This window comes from Psychroflexus aurantiacus (assembly GCF_010820555.1).
Taxonomy (GTDB): Bacteria; Bacteroidota; Bacteroidia; order Flavobacteriales; family Flavobacteriaceae; genus Psychroflexus; species Psychroflexus aurantiacus.
The window spans coordinates 368,977-394,409 of sequence record NZ_JAAIKD010000003.1; the positions used below are offsets into that span (position 1 = coordinate 368,977).

A 25,433-nucleotide genomic window follows, 5' to 3' on the forward strand; every position below is an offset into this window, starting at 1 on the left:
TCTTTAAGACAATAGCTTTTGAAGCCTAAATAAATTAACAGGGCTTGTAAGCGCGCATCATATGACGCTTTCCGGGCGGTCCTTCTATAATATCCACCTCAAAACCAAGCGCCTGCAGCGCTCTTCTGGCCGTTCCCTTCACGCTATAGGTCACTAAAACCCCCTCAGGCTTTAAGGCCTCATAAAACCGTTCAAAGATAGGTTTCTCCCAAAGTTCAGGCTGTACCCGCGGCCCAAAGGCATCGTAAAACACCACATCCACCTCGTTTTTTAGCTCTAGTTCCGAAAATAAAAGCTTTTGCTTCTTCAATCGGAACGTCTTTGTAATTGGCGACCATTCCTCCCAGGGAGCCAGATGAAGTTGTTCGTAAATAGATTCAACCTGAGCTTCCTCCAGACGTTTAGGATAATCCAAAGCCCTTCTCTCCGCTTCACTTATGGGAAAGGCTTCCATTCCACTATAATCCACCTCGATATTGGAATTCTGAGACCACAGACAGGCCAGTAAGGCATTGAGCCCAGTCCCGTAACCTGCCTCTAAAACACGTATTGACTTGGGTTGATGCTGTTCTGAAAAATACTCTAGACCCGCCTGAATATAAACGTGCAGTGCTTCCTGTATAGCCCCATGTGTGGAATGGTAATGCTCATCCCAGTCCTCTATTCTGATGGTTTTCGAACCATCGGCAGTAGTTACAACTTGTCGCTTCATCCTTACAGGTCAAATACCGAGGTCCGTTTGGTGTAAATCAGATCCTTTAGCTTAAGCCAAAACGCCAGTGTGAGGTACAAGCCAAAACCAAAACCGAAGGTCGCAAAGGAAACGTAAATGAAAAATAGGCGCACCGATTTGGCTTTCATCCCCAGTGTATCCGCAAGCCGTGAACTTACGTAAAAGCCGTGTTTCTCAAAAAAGGTTCTTAAGTTGTATACAAAATTCTTCATGCGTGTAATAATTCTAAGCCCACCTGACAGTTCAGACAGCGATTCATGTCACAGTACTTCGTCTTCAACTGAATCAAGGCCTGACTTTCCAGAGCTGATTTTGCCAGTTCAGATTTTAAGCTTTCGTAGCCTTTGGTGATCCTGTTCATCTCCGGTTTCAAACTCGAAATAATCGGATAGATGCTCTCTTCAAAGTCCAGCTGACCCTTATAGGATTCAAAGGCGAACTTCAAAGGTAATATAGTATTGATAATCAACAAGTCTTTAAATGACCGACTAATTTTTTTCAGCTTGGATTTGCTTTCCCTGCCGAAGTTATAATGCGTTTCCCAGTAGCCTGTAGCTTTCGCCTCCAGCAGGTCGTAAAGTCCTGTTTTGGTTTTACACTGAATCAGCTGCGCGAATACCTGAGGCCTTTCCGAATATAAATTGCAAAACTGCGACAACCTGATGCTCGGGAAATTATCTGGCCGAAGTCTAAAGTACTTGACCTGACCTGCAACCGGTAGCTTCAACTGAAACTTTTGCCTGAGGAAATCAAACTCCTTCTGCAGTGTTCTGACATAGGCCTCCTCACTTTCAGCGGGAAGCATGCCGCACAAACCAAAACACAAAGCTTCCAGCTGCACAGGATTTTGAAAGGATTTTTGAAAGACGCTGAATCCGGCCGCCGAACTCATCTGTAAAAAAACCTCGCCATTCACGTTGAGCCCGAAGGCTTTAGCCATGAGTTTGAAGCACACCTCATCCCAGTTGTTACTGGAGACTTTTAGCAAATTCAGAATAAGCTGATTTTTCTCCTGCAAGCGTTCTATGTACAGGCGCTCGAGCCAGTGCGTCAGTTTAAAATCCTCAACCTCCGCAAAATGCGTCTCACAGTTAATCCATTTGTCAGCGCTATTTTCAAATAAGTCATGATAAGCCTCCAACTGGGAGTGTGAGATGTAATGTTTCAGTTCCAGGCAGGGAATTTCGGTTTCATCTTTTCTGAAAACACTCATATCATCCTCCCAGACCACGTGCAGGATCACGTTATCGTAAGCCGGGTCCGTTTCATGATGATGCGCATACCAGTCTGAAGACCGCAGGTGAATTTCAAGATTCCCCACCCAGTGCTGACCATCCAGTTGAATTTCAGCCTTAAAAAAATCGGGACCGGATTCCGTTTCGTTGTGAAGCCCCGTATGCAGGATTTGAAGTTCTTCTCCACGCGTGGTTTTAAGCTGAGTCATGTTCAGCTTTTTATATTTCCAAAGGCTATGTAGAAAAGCTTCCTGCATCTTAGAAACGCTTGAGTTGTTCGACTACGTGTTCTTTAAAACTCTCTACCCAGACCCTGTACTGCTCACCACTGGGATGCAGTAAATCTTCCGCTAGCATCGCTTTTTCTCTATGCAAAGGCCTGCTGAGTTTTTGAAGCGGGTAGTAGGCCAGCCCATACCGCTGACTTATCTTTTCGATATACCGGTTATAGCGTTTTAATCTGGAAGATACGTTTTTAAAATTTTCCTCCTGGGCAAATTCAGACAGGCTGTAATCGGGAATGCCAACAATGAACACGCCTTTTTCATCCTGCGCACTCAGCGAAATCGCAGTCTGCACCAGGTCTTCGAATTCGGTTTTGAATTTTTTAAAAGGTTTGTTCTGATACTGATTATTAACCCCGATCAGGAGAGACACCAGATCGAAGGAATCGGGCCTGTAGTTTTGAGAAACGATAGAATCCCGAAGCTCATCGGTTCTCCAGCCGGTCACGGCGATGATTTCCGGGTCTTGAACAGCATAGCCTTCTGAATTGAGATAGGCGGTCAACTGATACGGCCAGGATTCAGCCTTCGCTACCTTTTCTCCAAGCGTATAGGAATCCCCTAAAGCTAAATAACGAATGGGTTCCTGACTAAAGGCCTGTGACATAGCTAAAAGAATTAATCCGGATAGTATTGATTTGATAGTGAAAGTCATTCTCAAAAATAAGAAAGATTTGGCAATCCCAAACGGGTCTATAATAAATCAGCGATGGCGGGTTTTAACTGGGCAAACCTGAACTGAAATCCTGTAGACAAAATTTTCTTCGAGCTCACCAGCTGACTTGCCAGCACGATCGTCGCCATTTCGCCCAGCATAAGTTTCAGTACAAACCCAGGCACATTGGGCAGAACCACCGGCTTTTCCAGCCTGTCGGCAATACACTCCGTCAGTTCCTTATTGGTCACAGGATTGGGAGAGACGCCGTTAAAAACACCTTCCAGGCGCTTGTCCATCACGTGATGAAAGATCCGGGCCAGGTCTGAAATATGAATCCAGGACTGCCATTGTTTCCCACTCCCCAAAGGGGCGCCTATGTAGTTTTCGATGGGGGTTTTTATTTTTTCCAAAGCCCCACCTTCGTCCGAAAGCACCACCCCTATTCTGATTTTGGTGACTTCAAGACCCAAGTCACCGAGCTCATCGGCAGCAGCTTCCCATTGCTTCACCACCTCAGCCAAAAAATTATCCCCCTGTTCAAAATCCTCTTCTTCGTGAAATTTACTCAGCGAATCTTTATATAACCCCACGGCACTGGCCGAAATCAGATGCTCCACGTCGTGTTCGCCTTTAGCCAGGGCTTTTTTTAGGGTATTCAGACTATCTATTCTGCTGTTTAAAATGGTTTTCTTGTAGGAAGACGTCCAGCGCTTGGCCACACTAGCCCCGGCGAGGTTGATGATGGCAGAAACCCCGTCAAAACACTCGGTAGAGATTTCCGAAGTGGACGGATTCCAGTAGAACCCCTGATACTTGGACTGGGATTCAATTTTGGATCGGCTGGTCGTCAGATAATTCACAGCGATACCATACTCATGAAACAAATCCACCAGGGCCTGCCCTACCAATCCTGTTGCTCCTGTAATTAAAACGCGCATACAACTTATTTTGACTAAATTTAACGAGATTGATCTGGCTGAAGCCTATGTTTAGTAAGGTTTTAACTAGAAGAGGGGATTGGAGAAATTTGAAATTTGAAATGACGTAAAGGATTCACGAACCACAACTGGTTACGACGCTCTGCCGACTATACGATTAGTGGCATAGCCATGCCGAATTCGTGTATTCGAGTAATGGGGACTTAGAGTCAGCGCCTTGCCGAATACGCGAATATGCGAAGCATGAACATCGAATACCAACTACTGACTGATAACTAAATGATACTAATTACTTGCTACTACTCAAAAATCACGACCAGGCTTCGATACCTCCCGACGAAAACTGTCGGGACACTCAGCCACCGGTCGCTTTCAAAGGTGAACGGTTAACGGAAGAAACAGGAGACAGGAATCAGGAGACACGACTGGTAACCACGCTCTGCCGAATATACGATTATTCGTGTAATCGAATAATGGGACTTAGAGTCAGCGCCTTGCCGAATACGCGAAGCATGAAAATCAAATACTGACTACCAATTACTAACTACCTGCTACTAGCTCTCAAAACGCTTTCACAGTCCATCCATGTGGATCCTCCACTCTATTGTATTGTATATCCTGTAAAGAGCTCTTAAAAAATGTACCATATGGTTTATCGATGGCAGGAAGATCAAAGTACTCTCCATCGTACTCAAATCCTTCCACTCTCACGACAGTGGCTGCAGTACCTGCTCCGAATATCTCTTTCAACTCGCCTTTTCTGGCGGCTTCAACGATATACTTTACAGAAACCTTATCAACTATCACTTCCACATCATTATCCTTTGCCAGTTGAATAATGCTTTTTCGGGTTACCCCGTCCAGGATCCTGTCATTGGTAGGAGCTGTCAGAAGCTTGTCTCCAATTCTAAAGAAAATATTCATGGTACCGGCTTCTTCAAGATATTCATGGGAACTCGCATCGGTCCATATGATCTGATCCAGACCCTTTTCTTTGGCCAGCTTGGTCGGATAGAACTGAGCACCGTAATTACCGGCCGCTTTTGCAAAACCAACACCTCCATCAGCCGCTCGACTGTAGTCCTGAGCAAAAATCACTTTAATAGGCTTATTGTAATAAGCCTGAGCAGGACAACCGATGATCATGAACCGATAGCGATCGGACTCTGATGCAGACACCCCGTTTTCTGTAGCAATTACAAACGGACGGATGTACAAAGAATTACCCTGACCCTTTTTTACCCAGTCCTGATCAAGTTTGAGCAGGGCCTGAAGTGAAGCAAAGAAATGCTCTTTTGGAAACTCGGGAATAGCCATCCGCTTGGAAGACTTATTGATTCTCTCAAAATTCTGCTCCGGTCTGAACAGCCAGATCTGACCGTCATCATCTTTAAAGGCTTTCATCCCCTCAAATACGGCTTGTCCGTAATGAAATACTTTGGCCGAAGGTTCAAACTCCATCGGACCATAAGGTACGATCTTAGGGGTCTGCCACTCTCCGTCGATGTAATCACAATACATCATATGATCTGCATATTGTTTTCCAAACTGCAGATTGCTAAAATCTACCTGGTCAATTCTGGAGGTTTCAACCTTCTCAATATCGAGTTGTATATCAGTGCTATTCATTGTTCTGAAGTTTTTGCAAATGTACTAAAATTTAATAAGGTTAAATCAGTAAGATTCCTAACTTTGCTGTTATGGTTATTATAAATTTTTAAGTATTATCATGAAAAAGCTGTTTTTATTACCAATCTTATTGATCTTTATGTCTTGCGCACCAAAAGATTCTCAACAGGAAAACACCTTAGAGTCCGAAAATACTACACCAACTCCAAATGAAGAAGGGGAATTGAGTATTAAAACCGACGTTCAGTTTGGAGAAGAATTTGAATCTGCCGAAGTTAAATCCGATAGCGAAATGCTCGCTATATACGAAGGGCTTTCACCCGGAGACAGCATTCAAGTCCAGTTCCAATCTGAAGTCCAAGGCGTGTGTGCTAAGAAAGGCTGCTGGATGACACTAGAATTACCTGAAGAAAAAAATGCTCATATCACCTTTAAAGGTTATGGGTTTTTTGTTCCTAAAGACAGCAAGGGTCATCGCATGGTCGTGGACGGAGTAGCTTTCATCGAACAAACCGATGTGGAAACCCTAAGGCATTATGCGGAAGATGCCGGTAAAACTCCACAAGAAATCTCGAAAATCACTGAACCTCAGCTCAATTTTAGATTTATCGCGAACGGGGCGAAAGCTTTGGATTAAAGCTTCGTGAATTTTCAATTCAGGACTGGCTTTACCGGCAGGCATGCCCGCCTACGGTTTCCGACAGGACGGGCAGGCTCAGCCACCGGGCTTTGTCAAGGATCAAAAGTTAAGTGTGAAGGGTGAACGGTCAAGTGAAGAAACAGGACTCAGGAAACAAGAACCACGAGCCACGACTTTTCTATAACTCAATTATAAAAAATCTCGATAAAATTAAAATTTTCGTTCTTTTTTGAGATTCTGACTTGAAATTACTACTCTTTATTTCATCATCAGTCTTTGTCAAGGGTCAATAGTGAAGAGCCAAGGGTCAACGCTATTTAGGGAGGGTCAATCCTCCTATAACCTACTCCCTAAATATTACAGTATACTGCTACCACGCTCTGCCGACTATACGATTAGTGGCACAGCCACGCCGAATATTCGTGTAATCGTGTATTCGAGTAATAGTGACTTAGATAAAGCATCATGCCTAATATGGGAAGCATGAACATGGGATACCAACTACTGACTACTCCGTACCCACTACTGACTACTATCCTCTCAACACTCTCCTCTCTCCCGATAGCTATCGGGACACTCACCTCTCCCCACTAATCACTGCATTCCATTTCCCCTTCACCACCTGCCAGTCGAAGTGTTCTACTTTTTGTCGGGCGGTGATGGAAAGTTGCCGGGCCAGGTCCGGGTCTTGTAAAAGTTTCAGGATGGCTTTGGTGAAGTCGCCGGCGTTTCCGGGGTCAACCAGCAGGGCATCGACCTCATCCTCCAGCAAAAAAGGAATACCCCCCACATTGGTGCTCACCACAGGAAGTCCCAGGGCCATAGCTTCGAGGACACTGACCGGCATGTTGTCCACGTTGGTGGTGTTGATGAAGATATCAAAATCGGCGGCATATTTTATCCAGGCGGATTTGGACATGCCCCCGGTAAAGGTGACCGGCAGCTGATGCGCTTCCGCATAGGCCCTGCACTCGTCGATAGACTCGTCTTTAAAAGGCCCCACCATACTCAGACTGGCTTCCGGATGGGTGTGAAGAAGCTCCTGCAGGGTTTTGAGAGTCAACAAAGGATTGTAGATTTGGGCAAAGGCCCTGACCCATAATAAACGGGGCATTAATGGCTGACGCTGCCTGAACTCATAATGTTCTAAAGCAATGCTATTGGGGATATGGGTCAGGTTGGTGTATCCCGCTTTTTGAAAATGATGCATCAGCCAGGCCGAGGGGGCTACATTGACTTTAGCCCGCCCAAAAAGATGTCGACAGCGTTTGGAATGGGTTTTTAAACGCTGAGGAAGATTACCACCATGTAAAATGGGAATATAGTCTAGCTTAAGGACACAGGCCAGCCTGCTAATCACATATGCATACCAAAAAGCAGAGGTACTATAGGTGTCTATCAGCAAAAGATCAGTTTGAGGCCGGTGTTTAATCACCTTATAAAGCATATCCAATAAGCGAAATGCTGGATTTTTCCGGCTGGAACCGGAAACTACGGTATAGCCTTCAGTCTCCAGCAGTCCGGACAAGACCTCCACCGTGGACAGATTTCTGCCTTTACGGGAGAGTTGATTGCCGAGATACAGCAGTTGTTTTGATCTTGCGTTTTTTTTGTGTGTTTGAGACATAAGAAATGTTTAATAAGGCCAGTCCATACATGAATCCCGGCAAAGCCACCCGCATCGCGGAGTGGTTGATGGTCAAAAACCAAAAAGCGACAAAAGGAAGCATGAGTAAATTTCTGCTTTTAGACAGCAAAAGTCCCAGGGGAATCAGGAGTAAAATCAATAGTGCTAAAATACCTAAAAACCCATGCTCGGCCAGCATACGAGCCACCTCATTATGACTTGCGGCCAGTTGCCCGTCCAGCTCGTATCTGAAAAACTTGCCCATACCGACCCCTACCCCCAGAAAAGGTTCTTCCAGGAAGGCCGTGAGTTCTTCACTGATGATGTCTGCCCGTCCGGTCGTAATGTCCTGTTCCTCACCCCTTGCATTTTCACCCGCATAGCGGTTCAGGATTAAACCCCCGGTCACGGCCATGGCCAGCCCCCAGATCACAAAACCGCCGATACCTAAGCCGACAAGCTTCATGGTGGCTTTAGCTTGTTGGACCAGCGGGGCCCATTTGATGAATAAGACCGTAAACACAAACATCATGATCAGGGCGGTGACAAAGCCCCCTCTGGAAAAGGTCAGTAAGCAGCGGTAGGTGAACAGGCCTAAAAGGCCAATATTGATGAGGTTTAAGAACCGATTTTTATAGGGAATCAGAAAGCGAACGTAAGTTAAAAACATGCCCAAGCCCAACACCGTAGATACCTGATTCCCGCTATAGCCTCCGGAAGCCGCTACATTTGATTCTGTCGTAAACATGATTTGCTGCAGGGATGGGGCATAGACTATGATATACACCAGCATAGACAAAATAGGCAGCATCATCACATCGACCAGTTTCAAGAGACTTTTCATCTTGATGGTCCTGTGGTAACAAAACAAGGCCGTGGCCACCAGTGAAAGCGGCCCGGATAAGTTGAATAGGATGGTTTTCCTAAAGCTTTCTCCAAAAAAATCAAAATGGAGATAGGCCACCACAACCCCGGGTAGCAGCAAACCCAAAAAAATCAAGACAGGCCAGGCTTTGAGCTTAAAGCCTTTATAAAACATGCCAAGCAGCATAAAAACAATGACGATGTACTTGCCCAGTTCCCAGAAGGGGGAGGCCCCGGTCATCCTTAAAAACACCTCCGCTGAAGCAATATAACCAGTCCCTGCCAGGACCCAAAAGGCTTTATCTTTATGTTGTAGAATTTGGTAAGTAAAGTATAAAAGCACTGCTGCCAGGTATACCTGAGCAAGACCACGAAAGCTGCTCACAACTACCCCTATCAGGACATGGAGAACCAGATACTGATACATGGTATAGGTGTAGGAAGTCGCTTTATTCAACATTTAACTTAGGCTTCAAGATCTTCCCCTTTCAGAAAATCCCATTGGTTTTTAGTGATTTTTAATTGCTTTCCGATCACCGATTCAAATTTACCGGCCTCAATTCCTAAGTTTTTAGGCTTCTTGGCTTCCAGGTCTTCAAAACGCAGAATATGCCCTTTCTTCAAATCCTTGTTGACGGCCAGGGATTTTTCAAAGATGGTTTTTAAACTTTCGAATTGGGAAGTATCAGATTTATCCACTGGGTTATTAAAGGCCACTTTTAATTGATCTCTTGCTTCAACAAGTTGTCCAACTTGCTTGAATGTCAAAGATGAACTCACATCGGGGCCAAACATCTCTTTATGAAAAACCACGTGAAACTCTAAGATCTCCGCTCCCAGACTCATGGCTGAAATACCGGAAGTGATACTTCCGGAATGATCTGAATAGCCTGTTTTCACTTTAAAATACCCTTTGAATTCCTGTATCATATGAAGTCCCCAGTCTTGAGGCTGAGTAGGATAATTGGTGGTGCACTGCAAAATAGAGTAGTCCACCTTTCTTGATTTTAAAAAGTCAATGCTTTTTTTTAACTCGTTCCAGGAACTCATCCCACTGGATAAAATCACCGGCTTTTGAGTTTGGGCAATTTTTTCCAGCAATAGAAAATTATTGACTTCCCCGCTTCCCACTTTATAGGTTTGAACCCCAGCCTGTTCTAACACATCTACGGCGGCATTGGAAAACGGACTTGACATAAAGTCCAAACCCACTTCTTTACAGTGCTTCCCTATGTCATTCCACTGTTCCTGAGTAAAAGACATACGCTCCCAGTAGGCATAGCGGGATTTATCCTGCCTGGAAAATTTGACCCGAAAGGGTTCATGCAGGCTGCTTTCGGCCTCCGCGATATGGGTTTGAAATTTAATAGCATCAACACCCGTCTTCGCCACAGCATCGATATAGGCATGTAACATCCCCAGACTTCCCTCATGGGCCTGCCCCACTTCAGCGATAAGATATGTCATGGTACTTAAGTTATAGATAACGCTGTAAAAATAGACATCTTTAGGGAATACAACTTATTTTAAAGCCGCTTTGTAAATAGCAATGATTTCGCTGATGATCCTCTCCGAATCAAATTCTTTTTTCATCTTAATGTGCAAAGCCCTGGCATGGTTTTGGGCTATTGCTTTGTTTTTTATATAAAAAGCAATAGCCTCTGCCAGAGCTTTGGCATTGTCTGGTTTGACCACCTGGCCAAATTCACCAACAACCTCGGCACACTGCCCTACATCGGTGACCACCACAGGCAATTTTGCCTGAGTATATTCCAATAAGCTGAGCGGCAGTCCTTCCGAACGTGAAGATAATAAGCCTATATCAGCCTGCTCCAGGATAAAGGAAATATCGCTTCTGCTGCCATACAGCTTTATAACATCGGAAAGCTTGTTATCGACTATATAGCTTTCCAGGCTCTTAACATAAGGGTCTTTTTCAGAGTAAGCACCAATGCAATGCAGACTCACCCTAAAGCCCTGTTCCTTAAGTATTCTCATAGCTTCAAAAGCAGTTGAATGAGCCTTCTGAGGCCTGAAATTGGCGATCTGAACAATTTTTACTTCCTCAGATGCTTTCCCCAGGCAGGTCACACGGTCTTCAGGGATTCTGGAACTCTGTGTAAAGTTTCTAACAAACGAAACCTTGCTGAATTTTAATTTATCCCTAGCCCATTGTTTTAGGTCAGGATTCACACTGATAATATGACTAAAGCTTAAGCAAGCCAGGCGGATGAATTTATAAGGCCTTGCCTCTAGATGTTCGCTTTCGCCGTAATGATCATGCCATATGACTTTTAAACCGGGCTTTAGCAGTTTCAGAAGAAAAGCCATAAAAAAAGAAGTGGCATGGGCATGAACTATAGTTATGCTGTGTTGTTCAGCAAAATTCCTGAGCCTTACCAAAGCATTAAAGTCAATTCTCTTTTTACGATCTAAAAACAGATAGTTCACCTGAGGAGAAATCGAGTGTTTTAAATCCCCCTCACGCCTTGTTGCCACAAGTCCCGAAAACTCGACATTTCCCACCAAAGCATTGGCCAGGTTGACTGCCATGCGTTCGGCTCCTCCGGCTTCCAGGGAGTCGATCAGCTGAAGGACGCGGAGGTTGTTTGCAGGTTTTGGGTTGTAGGTCATAACTGGATTAAACGTGTATTAATTAGTTTTCTCGGTATTTTAACACTTTTTTGAGTTCTTCCTCAAACCTGTCTAAGGTATAAAATCTTGACCAGGCAACTGCCCTGCCCGCCATGTCTTTTAAGAGCTCTTGTGTTTTCAATAAGTGTATCAATCGCTCGGCTGTTTCATCAAGATTGTTATCATCCATTAGCACACCCCGTTTACCGTCATCAAGCATCCAGGGCAGGCAGGAAATGGGCGTTACTATAGGAATACAGCCCCAAAACATGGCTTCCGCCACTGCTTTTGGCCAGCCTTCTGACCGGGAAGCTAAGATTAAAAAATGACACTCCTGTAAAGCGGCTTTGACTTTAGCTTTAGGCTGATTGCCATACAAAAAAACAGAATCTTCCAGTTCGCTGTCCTTAATCCGGGATTCGAGGTGTTGCCGTTCCGGCCCTTCACCATAGATATGCAGGAGGGCGTCCATGCCGTTTTGCCGAAGTTTCTCTATCAGTTCCAGGGCCATAAGGGGCTGCTTTCCTTTAACTAAACTTCCCACAAAGCAAAAATGAATATGCCGGCTATAGTCTCTTGTGTTGACGGGTTCTTTTTCGTAATCGAAATAGGAGGCTGTAAAAAAGGAGGTGAGGTTTCGGGACTGCTCCGGCCATTCCCCATAAACCAGCACCTGCATATTCCTGGTTAAAACCGTATTGCTTAATATCCACTTCTGTAACTTATACGACCAGGGCTGCCTAGACTTTGGATCCCAGTTCCCCGCATACTTAGCGGTTTTAGGGGTTTTAGGAAATAACATCTGAACCAGACAGCCCAGTAAGCCCATATTACCGGGACAACGCAAATGAATGTGGTCGGCTTGTTTCATGGCTTTAAAAATGGTCCATAGGATTTTGGGAAGTTTAAACAGGCATAAGAGTTTCTCCTTATAACCTACCAGGGAAAAGACTGGCACTTTTAAAATCGAAATATTATGATGCGCATAAGCTAAGCTGATGTGTTTATCCAGGGAAGTTGAGAGAGGTGCCACAATCTCGACCTGATCCACATGCTTTAGCCATAGGTTCATTTCCTGGACGTAAGGCGCGTAAGCATAATACTTGCCCTCAAGCTCATAGTGAAACGCATGTGTTATGATTAAAAAATTCATCTGTTGATGTCCGGTTTTTTAAAGCATAAAAGGAACAAGGCCGTAAATCGTCCAAGAGCTTCTGTAAAAGCCTGTTTTTTCTTTCGCGTTGTTATCGTATTACCAAGTCTTAAAAAGGCTAATAATAGCACATTAGCATGCCATTTGACCACATTTTTAAAACCCGGTTCTGGCCAGCGCAAACGCCAGACATACCAGCCATTTCTGACGACCATTTTTCCGTAGGTAAACTGATTGGGCCGGCCTGAGGCATGGTGATGGTGTTCTAGCTGAACACTACTCGCAATGACATTTTGACCAAATTTTAAAGCCCTAATTGAATAATCTGCATCTTCATAAAGGCCATAGCCTTCAAAATATTCAGAAAATTTTTGATTAAACACAACCTTAGATCTGTATGCCATGGACATACCAAGTAGTAAATCTACTTGATAGGTTTTTCCTGTTAAAGGATAAGATTGCGTATTCCCGTGTGAAAATTTAGGCATTTGCCCTGGTGCTAAATCAGACATTAAACCCAGCTTTTGTCTTAGCTTGTATCTAGTCGATAGTTTTACTCTATAGCCGTCTTTGAAAATATGATTTCGATCTTTTTCATCAATAATCGTTTTTTGCCATTGGTTTTCATTGACAGCTATCCCACCTACTCCAGTAATTTGTGGATGATCCTTAAAGACTTTAATCAAATTTTTGAAGTACTCAGGTTTTAAAACGGTATCATCATCTAAAAAAGAAACAATATCTGTATTAGGGTTGCACAACTCAATGCCTGTATTACGTTGTTTGGTCAGGCCGCGTTGTTCGGGTTCAACTTTATGATAACGCAGCTGAGCAAGATGGGTGTTTTTTAAAGCTAAAGCTGTTTCCTTATCTGGTGAAGCATCGATCACCAATATTTCATCAGGCAAATGACTTTGCTGTTTTACAGACTCTAAAAGCCTTAGCAATGATTCCGAGCGCTTATAGGTGCAGATGATTAAAGAAAGTTTCATTCAGACCTATATTTTAAAAACAAGTGTTTTGCATAAGCTTCCCGTGTTAAATAGTTTTCCCAGAGGTTACGGTTCTTGAGTTGTAATGCTTCTAAATCATTGGCTTTTATAAAAGCAGTCAACTTAAATTCAATTTCTGATACGGTATCTTTTGGATAAAGCCTTAGAAAATGATTGTCCCAGTTTATTTTATCAGTTAGAGGCAATTGTGTATCTGTTTCTAAATATAAGGGAATTCTGCCCTGGGCTAGAGTTTCATAGAAACGAACTGAAAAATTCCCTCCGCCTCTCATGCAAAACGTAAACAAATTGTCCTTTATGTTTTCCTTGAACTCCTCTTCTGTAGCCTTCCTTCTGACCAGATCGCTGGTTGCAGCAGCTCTGTACTGACGCCTTAAGATATAATCTGTCTTAAGATTTTTTAGATATCCTAATTTTTCTAAGTAATAAAAACGCCTGACCGATGAGGGATAAAAGGATTGAAAGTCAATATTATCTCTGCTTATCCGCTTCACCTGTTTCTTAAGATATAACAAAACCTCTTTCACCCATTTTCTCAAACTTCCATCAGCATGGCCTACGAAACCGAGCCTATAGGGCGGAAGCGGGTTTTTAATTATGTTTAGCTCTTTATCTGCTAAGGGATCCTGTATAAACGTGGGAAGAACTTCAGTTGGCAGGTTATAGGATGACTTGAACCCGGCCAGTCTAAAATGTACTAAGCGCTGTGGCTGTTTAAACTGACTCCAGCCTTCATCGCCTCCTGTATAAACCCATACTTTTTTCTGCTGGGCATCCGCTTCTTTGATAAAATTCAAATAGGACTGGTATTCTCCAATCCTCCTGGTATAAGACAAACAAAGTGGCCAGACAAAATAATCGGCAGGACGAGGCTGAGCACTCAATTCAAAATAATCCCTGATCCATTCCTTATGGGTGAAAGAAAGCTCTAGAAATATAAAAAAAATATGTTTCCTGTGTTCTTGGATCAACAGGGACTCCTGCGTGTAAATTTTAACTGGCATGGCTTAGTTTTAAGGCCCATTTCAGGCTTAAATTCCACTGTTGTATGAACTTTTTATAGGTCGAATTCATCTTTAGTACCTTCCTTAGGTTTAAAGACTTTACAAATAAATTTAATTTATACGCATGTAGCTGTTCGGATGTTTGATGCAAAAGTTTGAATAACAGGATTGTGGGTGAAGGTTTTGGCTGGATTTTTTCGTTTCCCCAGTCCGGCTTAAATACTGAGCGAAATCCTCCTACAGGTGCTTTCAAATGAAGAATTTGGGGTTTTGGTGTAAATATCACATCACAACCTTTATTCCTAAGCTGCATCCCAAAATCAATATCTTCCCCGTATCCAAATTCGAATTTGGAATTGAATCTTACTTGACTAAGGTATTCACTTTTAACAATGGAACAACCTGAACCAAAAGTAGTCGTTTGCGAGCTGTAGTTATTTAAATTTTTCTCACCCTCTTGCAAACATGAAATCAAAAATGAATCAACTTTATCTTTTTCAATTCTTGTGAATACTAGTTGAAGGAAATCTGATTCAATTCTTATATCATCATCGGCTAAAAACGTCCATTCACTGCTCACTTCATCCAAAGCTAAATTTCGGGCGTTACAAACTCCGGTCTGGTGGATGAATTTATGATGTATCTGAAAAGGCCACTTTTCGGTATATAAATAATCCAATTGTGACCCGGAGTCCTTATTGGGATTTTGTTCAACAATGATGATACTTTTAGGAAGAACCGTCTGCTTCGAAAAATCTTTCAACACATTATATAAGTGCGCTTTACGTCCGATGGTGGGAATGATGACGTCTACTTCCTTCATAGTAAGGACTGCTTTAATCGATTGAACAGGAATACTCTCAAAAGAATTTTCTCTAAGTCTTTTTCGACTAAATCCAAATGAAAATAGCCAGCTAAAAACGGGTGCTTTCTTTTCAAATAGTATAAAATTTAATAGCAACATGACAGTCCATCTGCGCCTGTAATGCTCAGCTGTAAATCTAAACAAATCCGGTGTATTAGCCTTTGGAGTTTCTGTTTTCACTTTAGCTTTATCTAAAAGTAATCCTGGTTCTGAATAACAAAAAACACCTTGAGGCATAGCGAGTTTTGCTAAAGAATTCAGAAAATAATCAAAATTTTGATGGCTTTTTATCTGTCCTGACAGCGTAGCAATAACAGAGGAATGAATCCCACCAACCAGGGAGTTCATCTGCCAGGTTGGGTAAGAAACCTCTCTATTGATTTTTATAAAAGGAGACTCTTCGATATAGCCCACTTCTCTTTCCAAAAAATTTGATGTTGCATAGCTGGCCATTATTTTGTTATGATGGAAGATTTTTGATAGATGACTGGTATTCAAATTTAAAATTTCAGATTCATGAATCCACACTAAAAGCTGATTATCCTTTAGTTGACATAACTTCATAACCACTTTGCTGATGTTACCCTTTAGAACAGCAACCGACTTTTGATCAATGATCACTTTGGTGACTTTCTTAAAATCATGCTGAACTAAAATCATGCTTCCCGACTAAATTGCTGATAAAATTTCAGGTTACATTGAGCAATACGTTCATTGCTGAATTTCTGTCTTACCCGATGAAGAGCCTGCTGACCCATTTGGTTTCTCCTGCCCTGATTTTCTAAGAGATAAGTTATGTTTTCTGCAAATTCATCATGCTTGGAAGGATCAACCAATATCCCTTCTTCACCATCTCTAATCATTTCATTGGACCAGCCCTCATTAGAGGCCACGATAGCCTTGCCCATAGCCATGGCTTCCAGCCAGCTTACAGGAAAGGCTTCGGCATGGGAAGGAAACACACACACCGCAGTCGATGCAAGATAAGTTTTAACTTCTTTATAAGGCACCTGACCATGATAGATAGTATTCTCTAAGGCTTCTCTGTTCAATATATTTTGCATCAGTTTCCAGGTAGACGGGCTTCCGGTTTTTGAATCCGAAGTATCGCCTCCAATGAGGTTTAAAGTGGCCTCTGGATTCAACTGAATCAATCTATTGAATATATGCGCCAGGTCCAGGACTCCTTTTTTACGAATCAAAGTGCCAACATAGAGGATGTGGTTTGGGATTTCGGTTTTCTGATTCTTCCCAAACTCAGATAAATCCACCCCATTATAAACGGTTGTAACACTCAAATTCATCTTAAAAAAGGCATTAGTTTTTTTAGCCACAAAATCACTTACCGCTAAGTGACCATCAGCTTTTTGCAGAGAGCGTCTTTCATGGTAAAAATTTTTCTTTTTTAAGGTTCTGCCTTCTAAATTACAAAAGTAGGCATCACTTCCATGAAGTTTAATAATGACAGGGCATTTTTTAGGCTGAATAAAGGAAGTGATGCCTGTCCAGTCAGGTGCTTCCACCAAATCAATTTTTTGTTCACTATAAAGTTGATCGATGATGTTTTCGATTTTCTTTTGTGTCAACCAGCGGGAAAAGCCTTTAAATTTTATATTCTTAATTTTTTGAACAGTTACACCCTTATCCTCAAAAATCTCATCTTTATTTTGCCCGTAAACCAAAACCCTTACCTCCTGCTTCAGTTGTAATAAAGCCCTGGAAAGGTTATAAATACTGGTGCCAATACCTGCGGAATGGTTACAGCTTGGATGAGGGTATTCGGGAGTCAGGAAGGCGATTTTCATCAATCAATTATTTCATTTAAAGCTTTTGCTATGCGTTTTGAAGCCTCCTGGGCTGGCTGCTGGTTAATGATGCCAAACCAATTTTGAGCCTTCTCCACATAAGGTTTTGGATTAGTCAATCCCTCTAAAATTTTATCTTCCATCTCCTCTTTTGAAGTTAACCATATGACCGCATCCTTATCAGGCATGGATTGGAAATGAATAAAATTATAAATTTTTTGAGGATGCCAATTTTTTAATCTTGGTGTTTTTGATAAATAATTGATATATAGACAGGGTTTATCCATGCTAGCAAAATCAAAAACCATAGAGGAAGCTATATTGATTATCAGGTCTGAGTGAAAAATCGTATTGACTTGCAAAGCAATATCTTCCCGGGTGGGAACTACAGTGTCCCAGGTATCCCCCTGTTGTTTCCATTTTGGAGGAATATAAGCTATAATTTTTTTATAATCTTTAAGAACCTTATCATATCTCCCGGAATGGTCAACGGGACTTGGCCTGAAAATAACACCTAAATTCATCTTACCTGTTTGGTTAATATTAGTCACAGCTTCACAAACATCTCTAAGATAATCCTGATCATCTGGACTAGTGGTGACATCATCACCAGAAAAACAAATATAGGTTTTGGACAAATCCATATTGTTTTCTAAATAAAAGGAGACTTTATCCTGCAACAGGGCTATGTTTCGATGGGCTTCAAATTGGGGTGTTCCTGTGATGAATACGCTGTTTTTTTGAATATATGGGTAATATAACAACAGTTCATTTTTCATAAATTTACTCCACACCAAATAATAATCTGGCTCAATGATCATGGTTGCTTTAGGCAAATTATCCCATGAAAAAATAAAACTGGCTGTTGGAATACCTAACTCTTTGGCAGCTTCAATTGGAGCTGTAGCAGAAACCGGCCGCTGATTGGTGCAGAAAACCAAGTCGGGCTTAATCTCCAAAAGTTGAGTTTGACAGGCTTGAAAATAATTTGTTTTTTTTTCAGCACCTATGATTTCTTTTTTCAAATCTCTTAGATCTTTAAGAGAGTTTATTTTTCTTGAAATTAATTGTTTTAAAACCTGCTTTAGCAAGGCTTTGAGGTTATTAGCTTTGGTAGTAAACTTATATGTCTGGTAGATTTGGTTTTTAAATCTTTTGGTAAACTCATTCAGCTGTGCATCGATATAAGCCGCTTTTCTCAAGTCGGTCATCCAACTTAATTTCGCTTTAGGGACTTGGTGTGTTTTCACCCTCAATTCTTTTTCTAACAGAGGAGTCGAATTCCAAACTTCAACCTCGAATCCAGCATTTTGAGCATGATTTATAAAATTGGTAAATACAAAATTCCTTAAACCAACCCCATCTGGAAGATAAAGCAAGAGTTTTTTATTTTTCATGCTGTTGGACAATAGGATAATTTTTGTCTAAAATAGTCTTGTTTAAGCGATAGTCATCAAAAAAAGAGGTGTAATTTTGGTAGGTTTTTCTAAGTACAGGAACTGTAAAATCTTTTAATTTGAAAGTTTTCGAGCCTTTTTCATTCCTTTGTTTTTGTGGTTGTAATTCCCCTTTGATATAATTTTCTATCACTTTAGGAAATAGCCTCCCCCCTGAATCAATGATTCTATTACCTAAATCATGCAAAGAATCTTTTTCCTCAACACTATCTAATCTAAGTTGATGAAGAATGTCTCCCGCATCAACTTTTGATGAAGCCAGATGTATAGTTGCTCCAATACAGGAAAATTCATTGTGATAAGCAGGGAAGAAATTTGTGCCCGACCCTTTGTAGTAAGGGGAAAGTCCTAAATGCATATTTATCACTTTGTCAGAAAATTTTTCTAAAATCTTATCCTTTACTATAGAACTGCCAAACAAAACTAAAAAATCGATTTTATAGTCTTCTAAAGCTTGTAGTATAAATTCTGAATTTAGAGTTCCAAACTCAATTGGCTTTACAGCAACATCCTCCGGAAAATGCGTATAATCCTTAAAGAACTTTTGTTCTGAATTTGACCGTGCTTCAAAATGAGATTCCATTAAATCCCTGTCTTCCTTATTTAACCCACCTGTATCTTCAATTTTATCTGATTTTTCTTCAGCAACAATTAAAGTTATATTTAAATTTTCAGCAAGTTTACTGGCCATGAACTTATGCCTTAAATGATTACTTGTAAATAGTGCTATATTCATCTGAACATCATTTTTTCATTTTTTCCACCCGGCACATCATTGCAGTCAAAACGATTCAGCATCAAGAAAGAATCTTCATGTTTTGAATAATCTCTAGTCATTGTAAAGCCTAGTTTGTGATTCGTTTGCCTTGCGATTTCTTCAACAGGTTGTGTGCAAACTTCTCTACTTCCGTAAGGATAGCTTATACTTACAATTTCTTGATGTGTTGTATTTTCTAAAAATTCTTTAGTTTGATTGATCTCTTCAGTAATTGTTTCCTTGGTTTGCAAACCAAGCGCTAAATGTGAATGCGTATGGTTTCCTAATGAAAATTCATCTCCTAAAGTTTTTAAGTGATTTATGTCCATATATAAATTATCAGCAACATCTTCTTCCGTAAAAACCTCATCGAAAAGCTTGTCAATAATTTGGTCACGAAGTGAAGTTTCTAACTTAAAGTTAAGCAGGTATTTTGTAAGTGCAGCATTCTCGCTATCGTAGTTATAGTGCTTAATTGCTTTTTGTACCTCAGCTTTAGAAAACCTGATGTTATAGTTTTGAATTTCGTTTATTAGACGTGCAGGTGACATGACCGATCTCACCAGCTGAATTTTATGAACCATAGACACTTTTTTTTCTATATGATTTATAGAATTTATAAAGTAAATCGCCGGTATGCCTAGTTGATCTAAAATCGGTTTTGCAATTTCATACTGTTCTTTTAAGCCATCGTCGAAGGTTAATAAAAGAAACTTCTTATCAGACCGAATTATTTCTTCAGTATTATCCAGTAAGTCCTTTTGACTAACAAACTGACCATAAGCTGATAACAGACTTATTTGATTTTTAAACTGCAAGGGGGTTAACCCAAAAATACTGGGGTATTCGGCGTCATAGCAAGGTCGTATATAATGGTAATTACTGGTGATTAACATCTATTTTTATTAATTCGTTTAAACTCATCCACTGCCAGATATGAAAACTTGACTCCTGTGATCCTGACAGATAATTCTTCCACTCCTCTTTCATTTCATCAAAATTCAAGTATTTAGCAAATGTAGAACTTTCAAGCGCATTTATATGCTTTTCAACTTCCTCCTGAAGCTCGTCTGCCAGCCATTCTCGCTGCGGCGTTTGTAAAGGACGTTTAGGTGCAAAAGCAATATCCTCACTATACTCTTTTAAAATTTGACGTAATAAATATTTGCCTTGCTCGTTTCTGATTTTAAAGTGTTCAGGTAAAGAAAATGCATATTCAACCAAATTATAATCTAAAAAAGGCTCACGTAATTCGGTAGTGGCAGCCATGGATAGCCTGTCGTTAAACCTCAGGGCCCTTGGAATTTTTGTGTAAAATAAATCGCGGTACTGCTTATCTAAAAGTTCGTTTCCAAAGGGTTTAGGATAGTCAGGTTTTTTAGCTGCTCTTTTTAAGTCTTCACTCAATACATTTAACTTAAACGGACTTGAAGCAGATTGCCCTTGTATGTTTTGATCTGAGCTTGTCTGGTAATAGTCGTAACCCGCCCAGGCTTCATCCATACCCTGGCCGTCCAGAACCACCTTAATGCCTTCTCTGGCTATTTCCTGAAAAAGTTTAGCATATGCCAGGGTGGGTATGCCGCCATAAGGTTCATCCTGAATATAACTCATCTTTTTATGCCAGGTGCTAAAATCTTCGGGGGTAAAACAAATTTTCTTTAAATCCGTTTGTGTTTTTTTAGTCATTTTTTCCACCCAAGGCAATTCGTCATAGCGTTTATCATCGGTATAAAAGCTAAAGGCTTTCATCTTACCTGCATCCTTTCGCTGGTTGATCAAAGCCAGAAGCAAAGAGGAATCGACGCCTCCGCTTAGGGTAAACCCCACAGGAACATCCGCTCTAAATCGCAAAGCAATACTCTTTTCGAGTAGTTTTTTATACTCCTTTTTAGCTGTTGTTTCATCTATATCCGCTAGTTCTTTTCGTTTTTTATGGACGCGTGTTACAAAATCATACCAAGGAGTGAGTTGAATTTTTGGTTGATGAACTTTTAAAAAAGTTCCTGCTGCAAGTTGATGAATGGTTTCATAGAAAGTTTCATCGGGCAAACCGTAACTGCCATACATCAGATAATTCGCTAAGACTTTTTTATTGAGATTAGCCTTTACTACTTCTTGAATCGCTTTGATTTCACTGGCAAAGATAAAATTATCTTCATCCATATAATAATAAAAGGGTTTCACGCCAAAACGATCCCTAGCTGCAAAGAGGTCTTTTGTTGCTGTATTCCAGAACGCAAAAGCAAACATGCCATTTAGTCGTTCCAGGCAATTTTCTCCCCATTCCAGGAAAGCTTCATATAAGACTTCGGTATCGGATGAGGTTTCAAACTGATGATCCAATTCTTTCAACTCCTCTTTGAGTTCTATGTAATTGTAAATTTCACCGTTAAATACAAGAATATAAGGCTGATTGCGTTTTTGAAAAGGCTGGTTAGCGGAAGCATTTAAATCAATGATGGATAAGCGGTTATGCCCCAGGACAATGCCCTTCTCTGTAAAATGACTGATATTATCATTCCCTCTATGATAAAGAGCGTCGGTCATTTTTGTGATGTGAGCTGTATTGGCCTTACTGCCTATAATCCCGGAAATTCCGCACATGGTTTTGGTTTTTGTTTCTCTTGAGTCTTCTGTCTACTGTCTGCAGTTGACTGAAGACTGAGAACTATCAACTATTTATTTTTTTTACCATCATTACAGCCTTCTCCCAATCTTCCATCGTATCAATGTTAACGTAAAGCTCAGGATTGGATTCGATATAGGTCAATTTGTTTCCAAAAAAACTTCCTTTTTTAATGACATCTGTTTTGGTGATATAAATACTTCCGTCTCTAAAAAACGCCTTCGGTAAATCCTGTCGGCGTTTGATGATTCCTTCCTCCCCTGTTGAAATTTTTAAGTTATCCTGTTCATCGGCTTCAAACACCCAATGCGGATTGTACTCCTGAGGTACAGGCAACACACTGACCAAAGCATCTGCTTCTGACTTGATGAATTTTTCAATGGCCCGGCCTATAAATCCGTCTTCTCTAAAAGGCGAAGTCACCTGTAGTAAGAGCACTGTATCATAATATTCGCCTTGATCCTCCATATACTCCACCGCATGCTGAACCACTTCAACACTTCCAGACTGATCTGCTGCTAAGTTTTCTGGGCGTTTAAAAGGTACCTCCACTCCTAGGTTTCTCGCTACTTTGATGATGTTTTCATTTTCAGAAGACACTATCAATCGATTAATTAATTTGGATTGCTTAGCCGACTCCACCGTATAAGCCAATAAGGGTTTACCGCCCAGGTCTTTGATGTTTTTGCCTGGCACACCCTTGCTACCGCCGCGGGCGGGAATTATTCCTAAAATTTTGGGTGGGGGTTGGTGATTCATTTTTTTATTATTTTGTATTCTGTTAACAGTCTACTGTCTGCTGTAATTTATAGTCTATTTTGACCTTTAAAGTTATTTAATAAATCTAGATAAAAGCAATTTGTGACCTGTGAAGAGTGAGGAGTGAGCAGATTATTACTCCCTTCACTCAAAATTTTTCTTTTTCAAGTAGTTTTTAAGTCCGATGATTAGTTTTCTGATTTTAATTAATAAATCTTTAAAGGCTTCATTATTATTATTTTTTCCAAGTTGTTAATTGACAATTATTTAAGTCTACTGTCTTTGGTCTACAGTCGACCGTCAAATCTTATCTAGCTTTTTAGGTATTTTATAAATCCTGACAAAAGCTTGTTGTGAACAGTTAAGCGTGAGCGGTGAACAGATTACTGCTCCCTTCATTCAATAGTTTTCTTTTTCAAGTAGTTTTTAAGTCCGATGATTAGTTTTCTGGTTTTAATTAATAGTTCTTTAAAGGTTTCATTGTCATCAAAATAATCTTGCCGAAAAGCAATATCAAATTGTGTATCAAGTTCGGCTAATGAACCAAGACTAATATCCAAAAACCGAATTAATTCTTTGTCTGAACTTCTTCCACAGCCCTCTGAAATATTTGAGGGTACTGATATAGCTGATCTAAGGAATTGTTGCTTCAGTATAAAATCTTCAGATTTAGGCATTTTTTTAGATAACTGATAGGCACAATCAACCAATTCCATACTTGCTTTCCAAGCTTCTAGGTCTTTATGATTCATTTTTACTACTTTATTAGTTCCTATCACATCCACTCATCACTGTTCACTAACAACTGTTCACTAACAACTCTTCACTAATATACAATCGTCTTATGAAACCTCAATTCCACCTTAGCCAGAATGTCTGCGATTTGAGCTCCTGCGTTTCCGGTACCGTAAATAGTTTCAGAGGGGGCTTTTGGATTGGAGAGTATCTGTTGCATGGCTTGTAAGATGTCCTGCGTATTATAGTCGACATCAATCACATTAGAGCCGCGATGTCGGCGGTGCTGACGACTGCCAATATTGATGACAGGAACCCCGAGGTAAGAACACTCTCGTATCCCAACAGAGGAATTACCGATGAGTCCCTTGGAATGGTTTAGCAGATTTAAAAAATCATGGCCTTGCATGTTTTTAAAAAAATGAACCTCCCCTAAATCAAACCGCTCTCGGTAGGAACGAATTCCGGTGGAGGTACCGTCTGATCCAGCATCTACATTCGGCCAAAACCATAGCACCGGGAAGCCAGAGTATTGCCGAATAGCTTCTAAAGTCGTTTCAATATGCTTTCTGGAATCTTTGTATTCGTTGGTGACCGGATGCTGCATCACCACCCAGTAACCCTTGCTTAAATCAGGCTTCGCACCTACCCCACCGTAGTTCTCATAAGGATCAAATGTCAGGCCTTGTGATTTTTGCACTTCCCTGGCTAAATCGATAGAAGGACAGCCTGTATTATATACTCTGTCTGGTTCTTCTCCCAGTTTAATCACCCGTTCTCTGGCATCTTCTGAAGCCACCAGATGGTAATCGGCTAATTTGGTAATGCTATGCCTCACTTTTTCGTCGATATTGCCGGTAACTTCCCCGCCTTGAATATGCGCTAAAGGAATGTTCATATAAGAAGCGGCGATGGCTGTGGCCATGGTTTCGAAACGGTCGGCAATAGTCACCACAACATCGGGCTGAAGGTTTTCGAACACACTGGAAAGTTCGAGAATTCCAATTCCTGTTGTTTTAGCGGCTGCTGTCAGATTCTCCCCTTCCAAGACATTAAAGACTTTGGCATCTATCTTAAAGCCATCGGCTTCCATATAATGGATTGCCGTTCCATAACGTTCCAGCAAGGCCGAAGCTGCCACCACCAGTTGAAGCTCAATCTGTGGATGGGCTTTAAAAGCAGTAAGTGCAGTTTTTATCCTTGAATAGGAAGGACGAGCGGTAACGACAACACAGATTTTTCTTTTTTGCATATCACTTAAATGGGCAGGTTTCTAAAAGGTCTTGTTTTCTTTTTTCCAATTCAGCCGGTTTGGGCAGGGCATGACCCGATTTAAAATCGATCGAAGTTAAGGAATCTATTTCCTTTAAAGGTGGGTAAAGTTTTATACCTACACTCTCAAAATAATCCTGAAATTTAATATCATCCCCAAAAAGCTTATCTGAAAATTTGATCCAAACTGCAGGAATTCGGTAAGCATGAGCAACGATTAAGCCGTGAAGTGAAGAGGAAACGATGTGTTCACATGCTAAAATTTCTCTGGTCGTGTCTTCTACGGAATTGGTCATTAAATCGATAATCTTGATGTTTTTATCGGTATACTGTTCTATCACACCCTTATAATCCGTGTAATGTGGAATAATTCCTAGCTTGTATCTCTTTTCAATTTCGGGATGGTAGTATTTGGGGAGCAGCAAGGCGGGATCTCCATATTTTTCCGGTACAGCATAACCTTGTTCAAGTAAGCACCGCCGAGTTTGAGGGCCTCGCACCGAAAGAAACCTGGCCGGTTTTACGAGCTGATTTGTATTGATGATACCACTCCCCCAGACCACACAATATTTATTCACATGGGCTAAAATACTTCCTGCAGTGATATAAATAGGTTTAGAACTCAGTTTATGTTTCCATTTATGTTTATTGGGGTGGGTAAATACTACTTTTTTATGACTGATTTTTTCAACTAAATACTTGCCCAGAAGATCGCCAAAGTTTTCTTTCGGTTTTTGCATGA

Annotated in this window: 24 protein-coding genes; 1 reads left to right on the plus strand and 23 read right to left on the minus strand. The window is 41.0% G+C overall.

Annotation, left to right across the window (positions count from 1 at the left end):
- Nucleotides 1–34: 34 nt before the first annotated feature.
- The 6 genes from mnmD to G3567_RS07155 form a co-directional block, all read right to left on the minus strand.
- Nucleotides 35–712 (minus strand): tRNA (5-methylaminomethyl-2-thiouridine)(34)-methyltransferase MnmD, encoded by a 678-nt coding sequence (gene mnmD / locus G3567_RS07130; protein WP_164004632.1) that lies wholly within the window; start codon nt 710–712, stop codon nt 35–37.
- 2 nt (nt 713–714) lie between these two features.
- Nucleotides 715–945 carry a PspC domain-containing protein gene (locus G3567_RS07135; RefSeq protein ID WP_164004633.1) on the minus strand — a complete coding sequence of 77 codons (231 nt, stop codon included), beginning with the start codon at nt 943–945 and terminating at the stop codon, nt 715–717.
- Nucleotides 942–2,225, minus strand: a complete 1,284-nt coding sequence (locus G3567_RS07140) for a DUF2851 family protein (RefSeq protein WP_164004634.1) — start codon at nt 2,223–2,225, stop codon at nt 942–944. Before G3567_RS07140 ends, G3567_RS07135 begins: the two co-directional genes overlap by 4 nt.
- A 1-nt stretch (nt 2,226) precedes the next feature.
- A complete protein-coding gene (locus G3567_RS07145; RefSeq protein ID WP_235923512.1) occupies nt 2,227–2,907 on the minus strand; it encodes an SGNH/GDSL hydrolase family protein in 681 nt (226 codons plus the stop codon).
- 38 nt (nt 2,908–2,945) lie between these two features.
- On the minus strand, nt 2,946–3,848 hold the full coding sequence (locus tag G3567_RS07150; RefSeq protein ID WP_164004635.1) for a TIGR01777 family oxidoreductase: 903 nt from the start codon (nt 3,846–3,848) through the stop codon (nt 2,946–2,948).
- Nucleotides 3,849–4,409: 561 nt separating this feature from the next.
- Nucleotides 4,410–5,477, minus strand: a complete 1,068-nt coding sequence (locus G3567_RS07155) for a branched-chain amino acid aminotransferase (RefSeq protein WP_164004636.1) — start codon at nt 5,475–5,477, stop codon at nt 4,410–4,412.
- A gap of 100 nt (nt 5,478–5,577) precedes the next feature.
- Between G3567_RS07155 and G3567_RS07160 the strand changes: the two genes are divergently transcribed.
- Complete coding sequence (locus tag G3567_RS07160; RefSeq protein WP_164004637.1) at nt 5,578–6,114, plus strand: DUF4920 domain-containing protein; 537 nt, start codon at nt 5,578–5,580, stop codon at nt 6,112–6,114.
- 580 nt (nt 6,115–6,694) lie between these two features.
- Here G3567_RS07160 and G3567_RS07165 read toward each other — a convergent pair.
- The 17 genes from G3567_RS07165 to G3567_RS07245 form a co-directional block, all read right to left on the minus strand.
- Nucleotides 6,695–7,744: a glycosyltransferase family 4 protein gene (locus G3567_RS07165; protein ID WP_164004638.1), complete on the minus strand. Its 1,050-nt coding sequence runs from the start codon at nt 7,742–7,744 to the stop codon at nt 6,695–6,697.
- Nucleotides 7,674–9,068, minus strand: coding sequence for an O-antigen ligase family protein (locus G3567_RS07170; RefSeq protein ID WP_164004639.1), 1,395 nt, complete (start codon nt 9,066–9,068; stop codon nt 7,674–7,676). The genes G3567_RS07165 and G3567_RS07170 overlap by 71 nt, the downstream gene beginning before the upstream one ends.
- Before the next feature lie 5 nt (nt 9,069–9,073).
- Entirely contained in the window at nt 9,074–10,075 is a 1,002-nt protein-coding gene (locus tag G3567_RS07175; RefSeq protein ID WP_164004640.1) for an N-acetylneuraminate synthase family protein, read from the minus strand.
- A gap of 54 nt (nt 10,076–10,129) precedes the next feature.
- A complete protein-coding gene (locus G3567_RS07180) occupies nt 10,130–11,242 on the minus strand; it encodes a glycosyltransferase family 4 protein (RefSeq protein WP_164004641.1) in 1,113 nt (370 codons plus the stop codon).
- A gap of 22 nt (nt 11,243–11,264) precedes the next feature.
- The gene (locus G3567_RS07185; RefSeq protein WP_164004642.1) at nt 11,265–12,395 is read right to left on the minus strand and encodes a glycosyltransferase family 4 protein; all 1,131 of its coding nucleotides are present in this window, start codon (nt 12,393–12,395) and stop codon (nt 11,265–11,267) included.
- The gene (locus tag G3567_RS07190; protein ID WP_164004643.1) at nt 12,392–13,387 is read right to left on the minus strand and encodes a glycosyltransferase family 2 protein; all 996 of its coding nucleotides are present in this window, start codon (nt 13,385–13,387) and stop codon (nt 12,392–12,394) included. Before G3567_RS07190 ends, G3567_RS07185 begins: the two co-directional genes overlap by 4 nt.
- Nucleotides 13,384–14,412: a hypothetical protein gene (locus G3567_RS07195; RefSeq protein WP_164004644.1), complete on the minus strand. Its 1,029-nt coding sequence runs from the start codon at nt 14,410–14,412 to the stop codon at nt 13,384–13,386. The genes G3567_RS07190 and G3567_RS07195 overlap by 4 nt, the downstream gene beginning before the upstream one ends.
- Nucleotides 14,402–15,937 (minus strand): glycosyltransferase family 2 protein, encoded by a 1,536-nt coding sequence (locus G3567_RS07200; protein ID WP_164004645.1) that lies wholly within the window; start codon nt 15,935–15,937, stop codon nt 14,402–14,404. The genes G3567_RS07195 and G3567_RS07200 overlap by 11 nt, the downstream gene beginning before the upstream one ends.
- The gene (locus G3567_RS07205; RefSeq protein WP_164004646.1) at nt 15,934–17,082 is read right to left on the minus strand and encodes a glycosyltransferase family 4 protein; all 1,149 of its coding nucleotides are present in this window, start codon (nt 17,080–17,082) and stop codon (nt 15,934–15,936) included. Before G3567_RS07205 ends, G3567_RS07200 begins: the two co-directional genes overlap by 4 nt.
- On the minus strand, nt 17,082–18,479 hold the full coding sequence (locus tag G3567_RS07210; RefSeq protein ID WP_164004647.1) for a UDP-glycosyltransferase: 1,398 nt from the start codon (nt 18,477–18,479) through the stop codon (nt 17,082–17,084). Before G3567_RS07210 ends, G3567_RS07205 begins: the two co-directional genes overlap by 1 nt.
- Nucleotides 18,469–19,230 carry a formyltransferase family protein gene (locus tag G3567_RS07215; RefSeq protein WP_164004648.1) on the minus strand — a complete coding sequence of 254 codons (762 nt, stop codon included), beginning with the start codon at nt 19,228–19,230 and terminating at the stop codon, nt 18,469–18,471. The genes G3567_RS07210 and G3567_RS07215 overlap by 11 nt, the downstream gene beginning before the upstream one ends.
- Nucleotides 19,231–19,271: 41 nt before the next feature.
- Complete coding sequence (locus tag G3567_RS07220; RefSeq protein WP_164004649.1) at nt 19,272–20,114, minus strand: polysaccharide deacetylase family protein; 843 nt, start codon at nt 20,112–20,114, stop codon at nt 19,272–19,274.
- Between the two features lie 61 nt (nt 20,115–20,175).
- Nucleotides 20,176–21,903, minus strand: coding sequence for an asparagine synthase (glutamine-hydrolyzing) (gene asnB / locus G3567_RS07225; RefSeq protein WP_164004650.1), 1,728 nt, complete (start codon nt 21,901–21,903; stop codon nt 20,176–20,178).
- Nucleotides 21,904–21,970: 67 nt separating this feature from the next.
- On the minus strand, nt 21,971–22,684 hold the full coding sequence (locus G3567_RS07230; RefSeq protein ID WP_164004651.1) for an acylneuraminate cytidylyltransferase family protein: 714 nt from the start codon (nt 22,682–22,684) through the stop codon (nt 21,971–21,973).
- Between the two features lie 395 nt (nt 22,685–23,079).
- Nucleotides 23,080–23,436, minus strand: a complete 357-nt coding sequence (locus G3567_RS07235) for a four helix bundle protein (protein ID WP_164004652.1) — start codon at nt 23,434–23,436, stop codon at nt 23,080–23,082.
- Nucleotides 23,437–23,510: 74 nt separating this feature from the next.
- Nucleotides 23,511–24,671, minus strand: coding sequence for a UDP-N-acetylglucosamine 2-epimerase (neuC, locus tag G3567_RS07240; RefSeq protein ID WP_164004653.1), 1,161 nt, complete (start codon nt 24,669–24,671; stop codon nt 23,511–23,513).
- Between the two features lies 1 nt (nt 24,672).
- Entirely contained in the window at nt 24,673–25,431 is a 759-nt protein-coding gene (locus tag G3567_RS07245) for a polysaccharide pyruvyl transferase family protein (RefSeq protein ID WP_164004654.1), read from the minus strand.
- Nucleotides 25,432–25,433 lie beyond the last annotated feature (2 nt).

What these genes read in the sequence shown, in the direction of transcription:
- G3567_RS07180 (WP_164004641.1), bottom strand. Translation starts at nt 11,242, where the DNA reads ATGACCTACAACCCAAAACCTGCAAACAACCTCCGCGTCCTTCAGCTG.
- G3567_RS07135 (WP_164004633.1), bottom strand. Translation starts at nt 945, where the DNA reads ATGAAGAATTTTGTATACAACTTAAGAACCTTTTTTGAGAAACACGGC.
- asnB (WP_164004650.1), bottom strand. Translation starts at nt 21,903, where the DNA reads ATGTGCGGAATTTCCGGGATTATAGGCAGTAAGGCCAATACAGCTCAC.
- G3567_RS07155 (WP_164004636.1), bottom strand. Translation starts at nt 5,477, where the DNA reads ATGAATAGCACTGATATACAACTCGATATTGAGAAGGTTGAAACCTCC.
- G3567_RS07165 (WP_164004638.1), bottom strand. Translation starts at nt 7,744, where the DNA reads ATGTCTCAAACACACAAAAAAAACGCAAGATCAAAACAACTGCTGTAT.
- G3567_RS07190 (WP_164004643.1), bottom strand. Translation starts at nt 13,387, where the DNA reads ATGAAACTTTCTTTAATCATCTGCACCTATAAGCGCTCGGAATCATTG.
- G3567_RS07195 (WP_164004644.1), bottom strand. Translation starts at nt 14,412, where the DNA reads ATGCCAGTTAAAATTTACACGCAGGAGTCCCTGTTGATCCAAGAACAC.
- G3567_RS07215 (WP_164004648.1), bottom strand. Translation starts at nt 19,230, where the DNA reads ATGGCCAGTAAACTTGCTGAAAATTTAAATATAACTTTAATTGTTGCT.
- G3567_RS07210 (WP_164004647.1), bottom strand. Translation starts at nt 18,479, where the DNA reads ATGAAAAATAAAAAACTCTTGCTTTATCTTCCAGATGGGGTTGGTTTA.
- G3567_RS07170 (WP_164004639.1), bottom strand. Translation starts at nt 9,068, where the DNA reads ATGTTGAATAAAGCGACTTCCTACACCTATACCATGTATCAGTATCTG.
- G3567_RS07160 (WP_164004637.1), top strand. Translation starts at nt 5,578, where the DNA reads ATGAAAAAGCTGTTTTTATTACCAATCTTATTGATCTTTATGTCTTGC.
- G3567_RS07200 (WP_164004645.1), bottom strand. Translation starts at nt 15,937, where the DNA reads ATGATTTTAGTTCAGCATGATTTTAAGAAAGTCACCAAAGTGATCATT.
- G3567_RS07145 (WP_235923512.1), bottom strand. Translation starts at nt 2,907, where the DNA reads ATGACTTTCACTATCAAATCAATACTATCCGGATTAATTCTTTTAGCT.
- mnmD (WP_164004632.1), bottom strand. Translation starts at nt 712, where the DNA reads ATGAAGCGACAAGTTGTAACTACTGCCGATGGTTCGAAAACCATCAGA.
- G3567_RS07175 (WP_164004640.1), bottom strand. Translation starts at nt 10,075, where the DNA reads ATGACATATCTTATCGCTGAAGTGGGGCAGGCCCATGAGGGAAGTCTG.
- G3567_RS07185 (WP_164004642.1), bottom strand. Translation starts at nt 12,395, where the DNA reads ATGAATTTTTTAATCATAACACATGCGTTTCACTATGAGCTTGAGGGC.
- G3567_RS07235 (WP_164004652.1), bottom strand. Translation starts at nt 23,436, where the DNA reads ATGAATCATAAAGACCTAGAAGCTTGGAAAGCAAGTATGGAATTGGTT.
- G3567_RS07205 (WP_164004646.1), bottom strand. Translation starts at nt 17,082, where the DNA reads ATGAAAATCGCCTTCCTGACTCCCGAATACCCTCATCCAAGCTGTAAC.
- G3567_RS07230 (WP_164004651.1), bottom strand. Translation starts at nt 22,684, where the DNA reads ATGAATCACCAACCCCCACCCAAAATTTTAGGAATAATTCCCGCCCGC.
- G3567_RS07245 (WP_164004654.1), bottom strand. Translation starts at nt 25,431, where the DNA reads ATGCAAAAACCGAAAGAAAACTTTGGCGATCTTCTGGGCAAGTATTTA.
- G3567_RS07140 (WP_164004634.1), bottom strand. Translation starts at nt 2,225, where the DNA reads ATGCAGGAAGCTTTTCTACATAGCCTTTGGAAATATAAAAAGCTGAAC.
- G3567_RS07150 (WP_164004635.1), bottom strand. Translation starts at nt 3,848, where the DNA reads ATGCGCGTTTTAATTACAGGAGCAACAGGATTGGTAGGGCAGGCCCTG.
- neuC (WP_164004653.1), bottom strand. Translation starts at nt 24,671, where the DNA reads ATGCAAAAAAGAAAAATCTGTGTTGTCGTTACCGCTCGTCCTTCCTAT.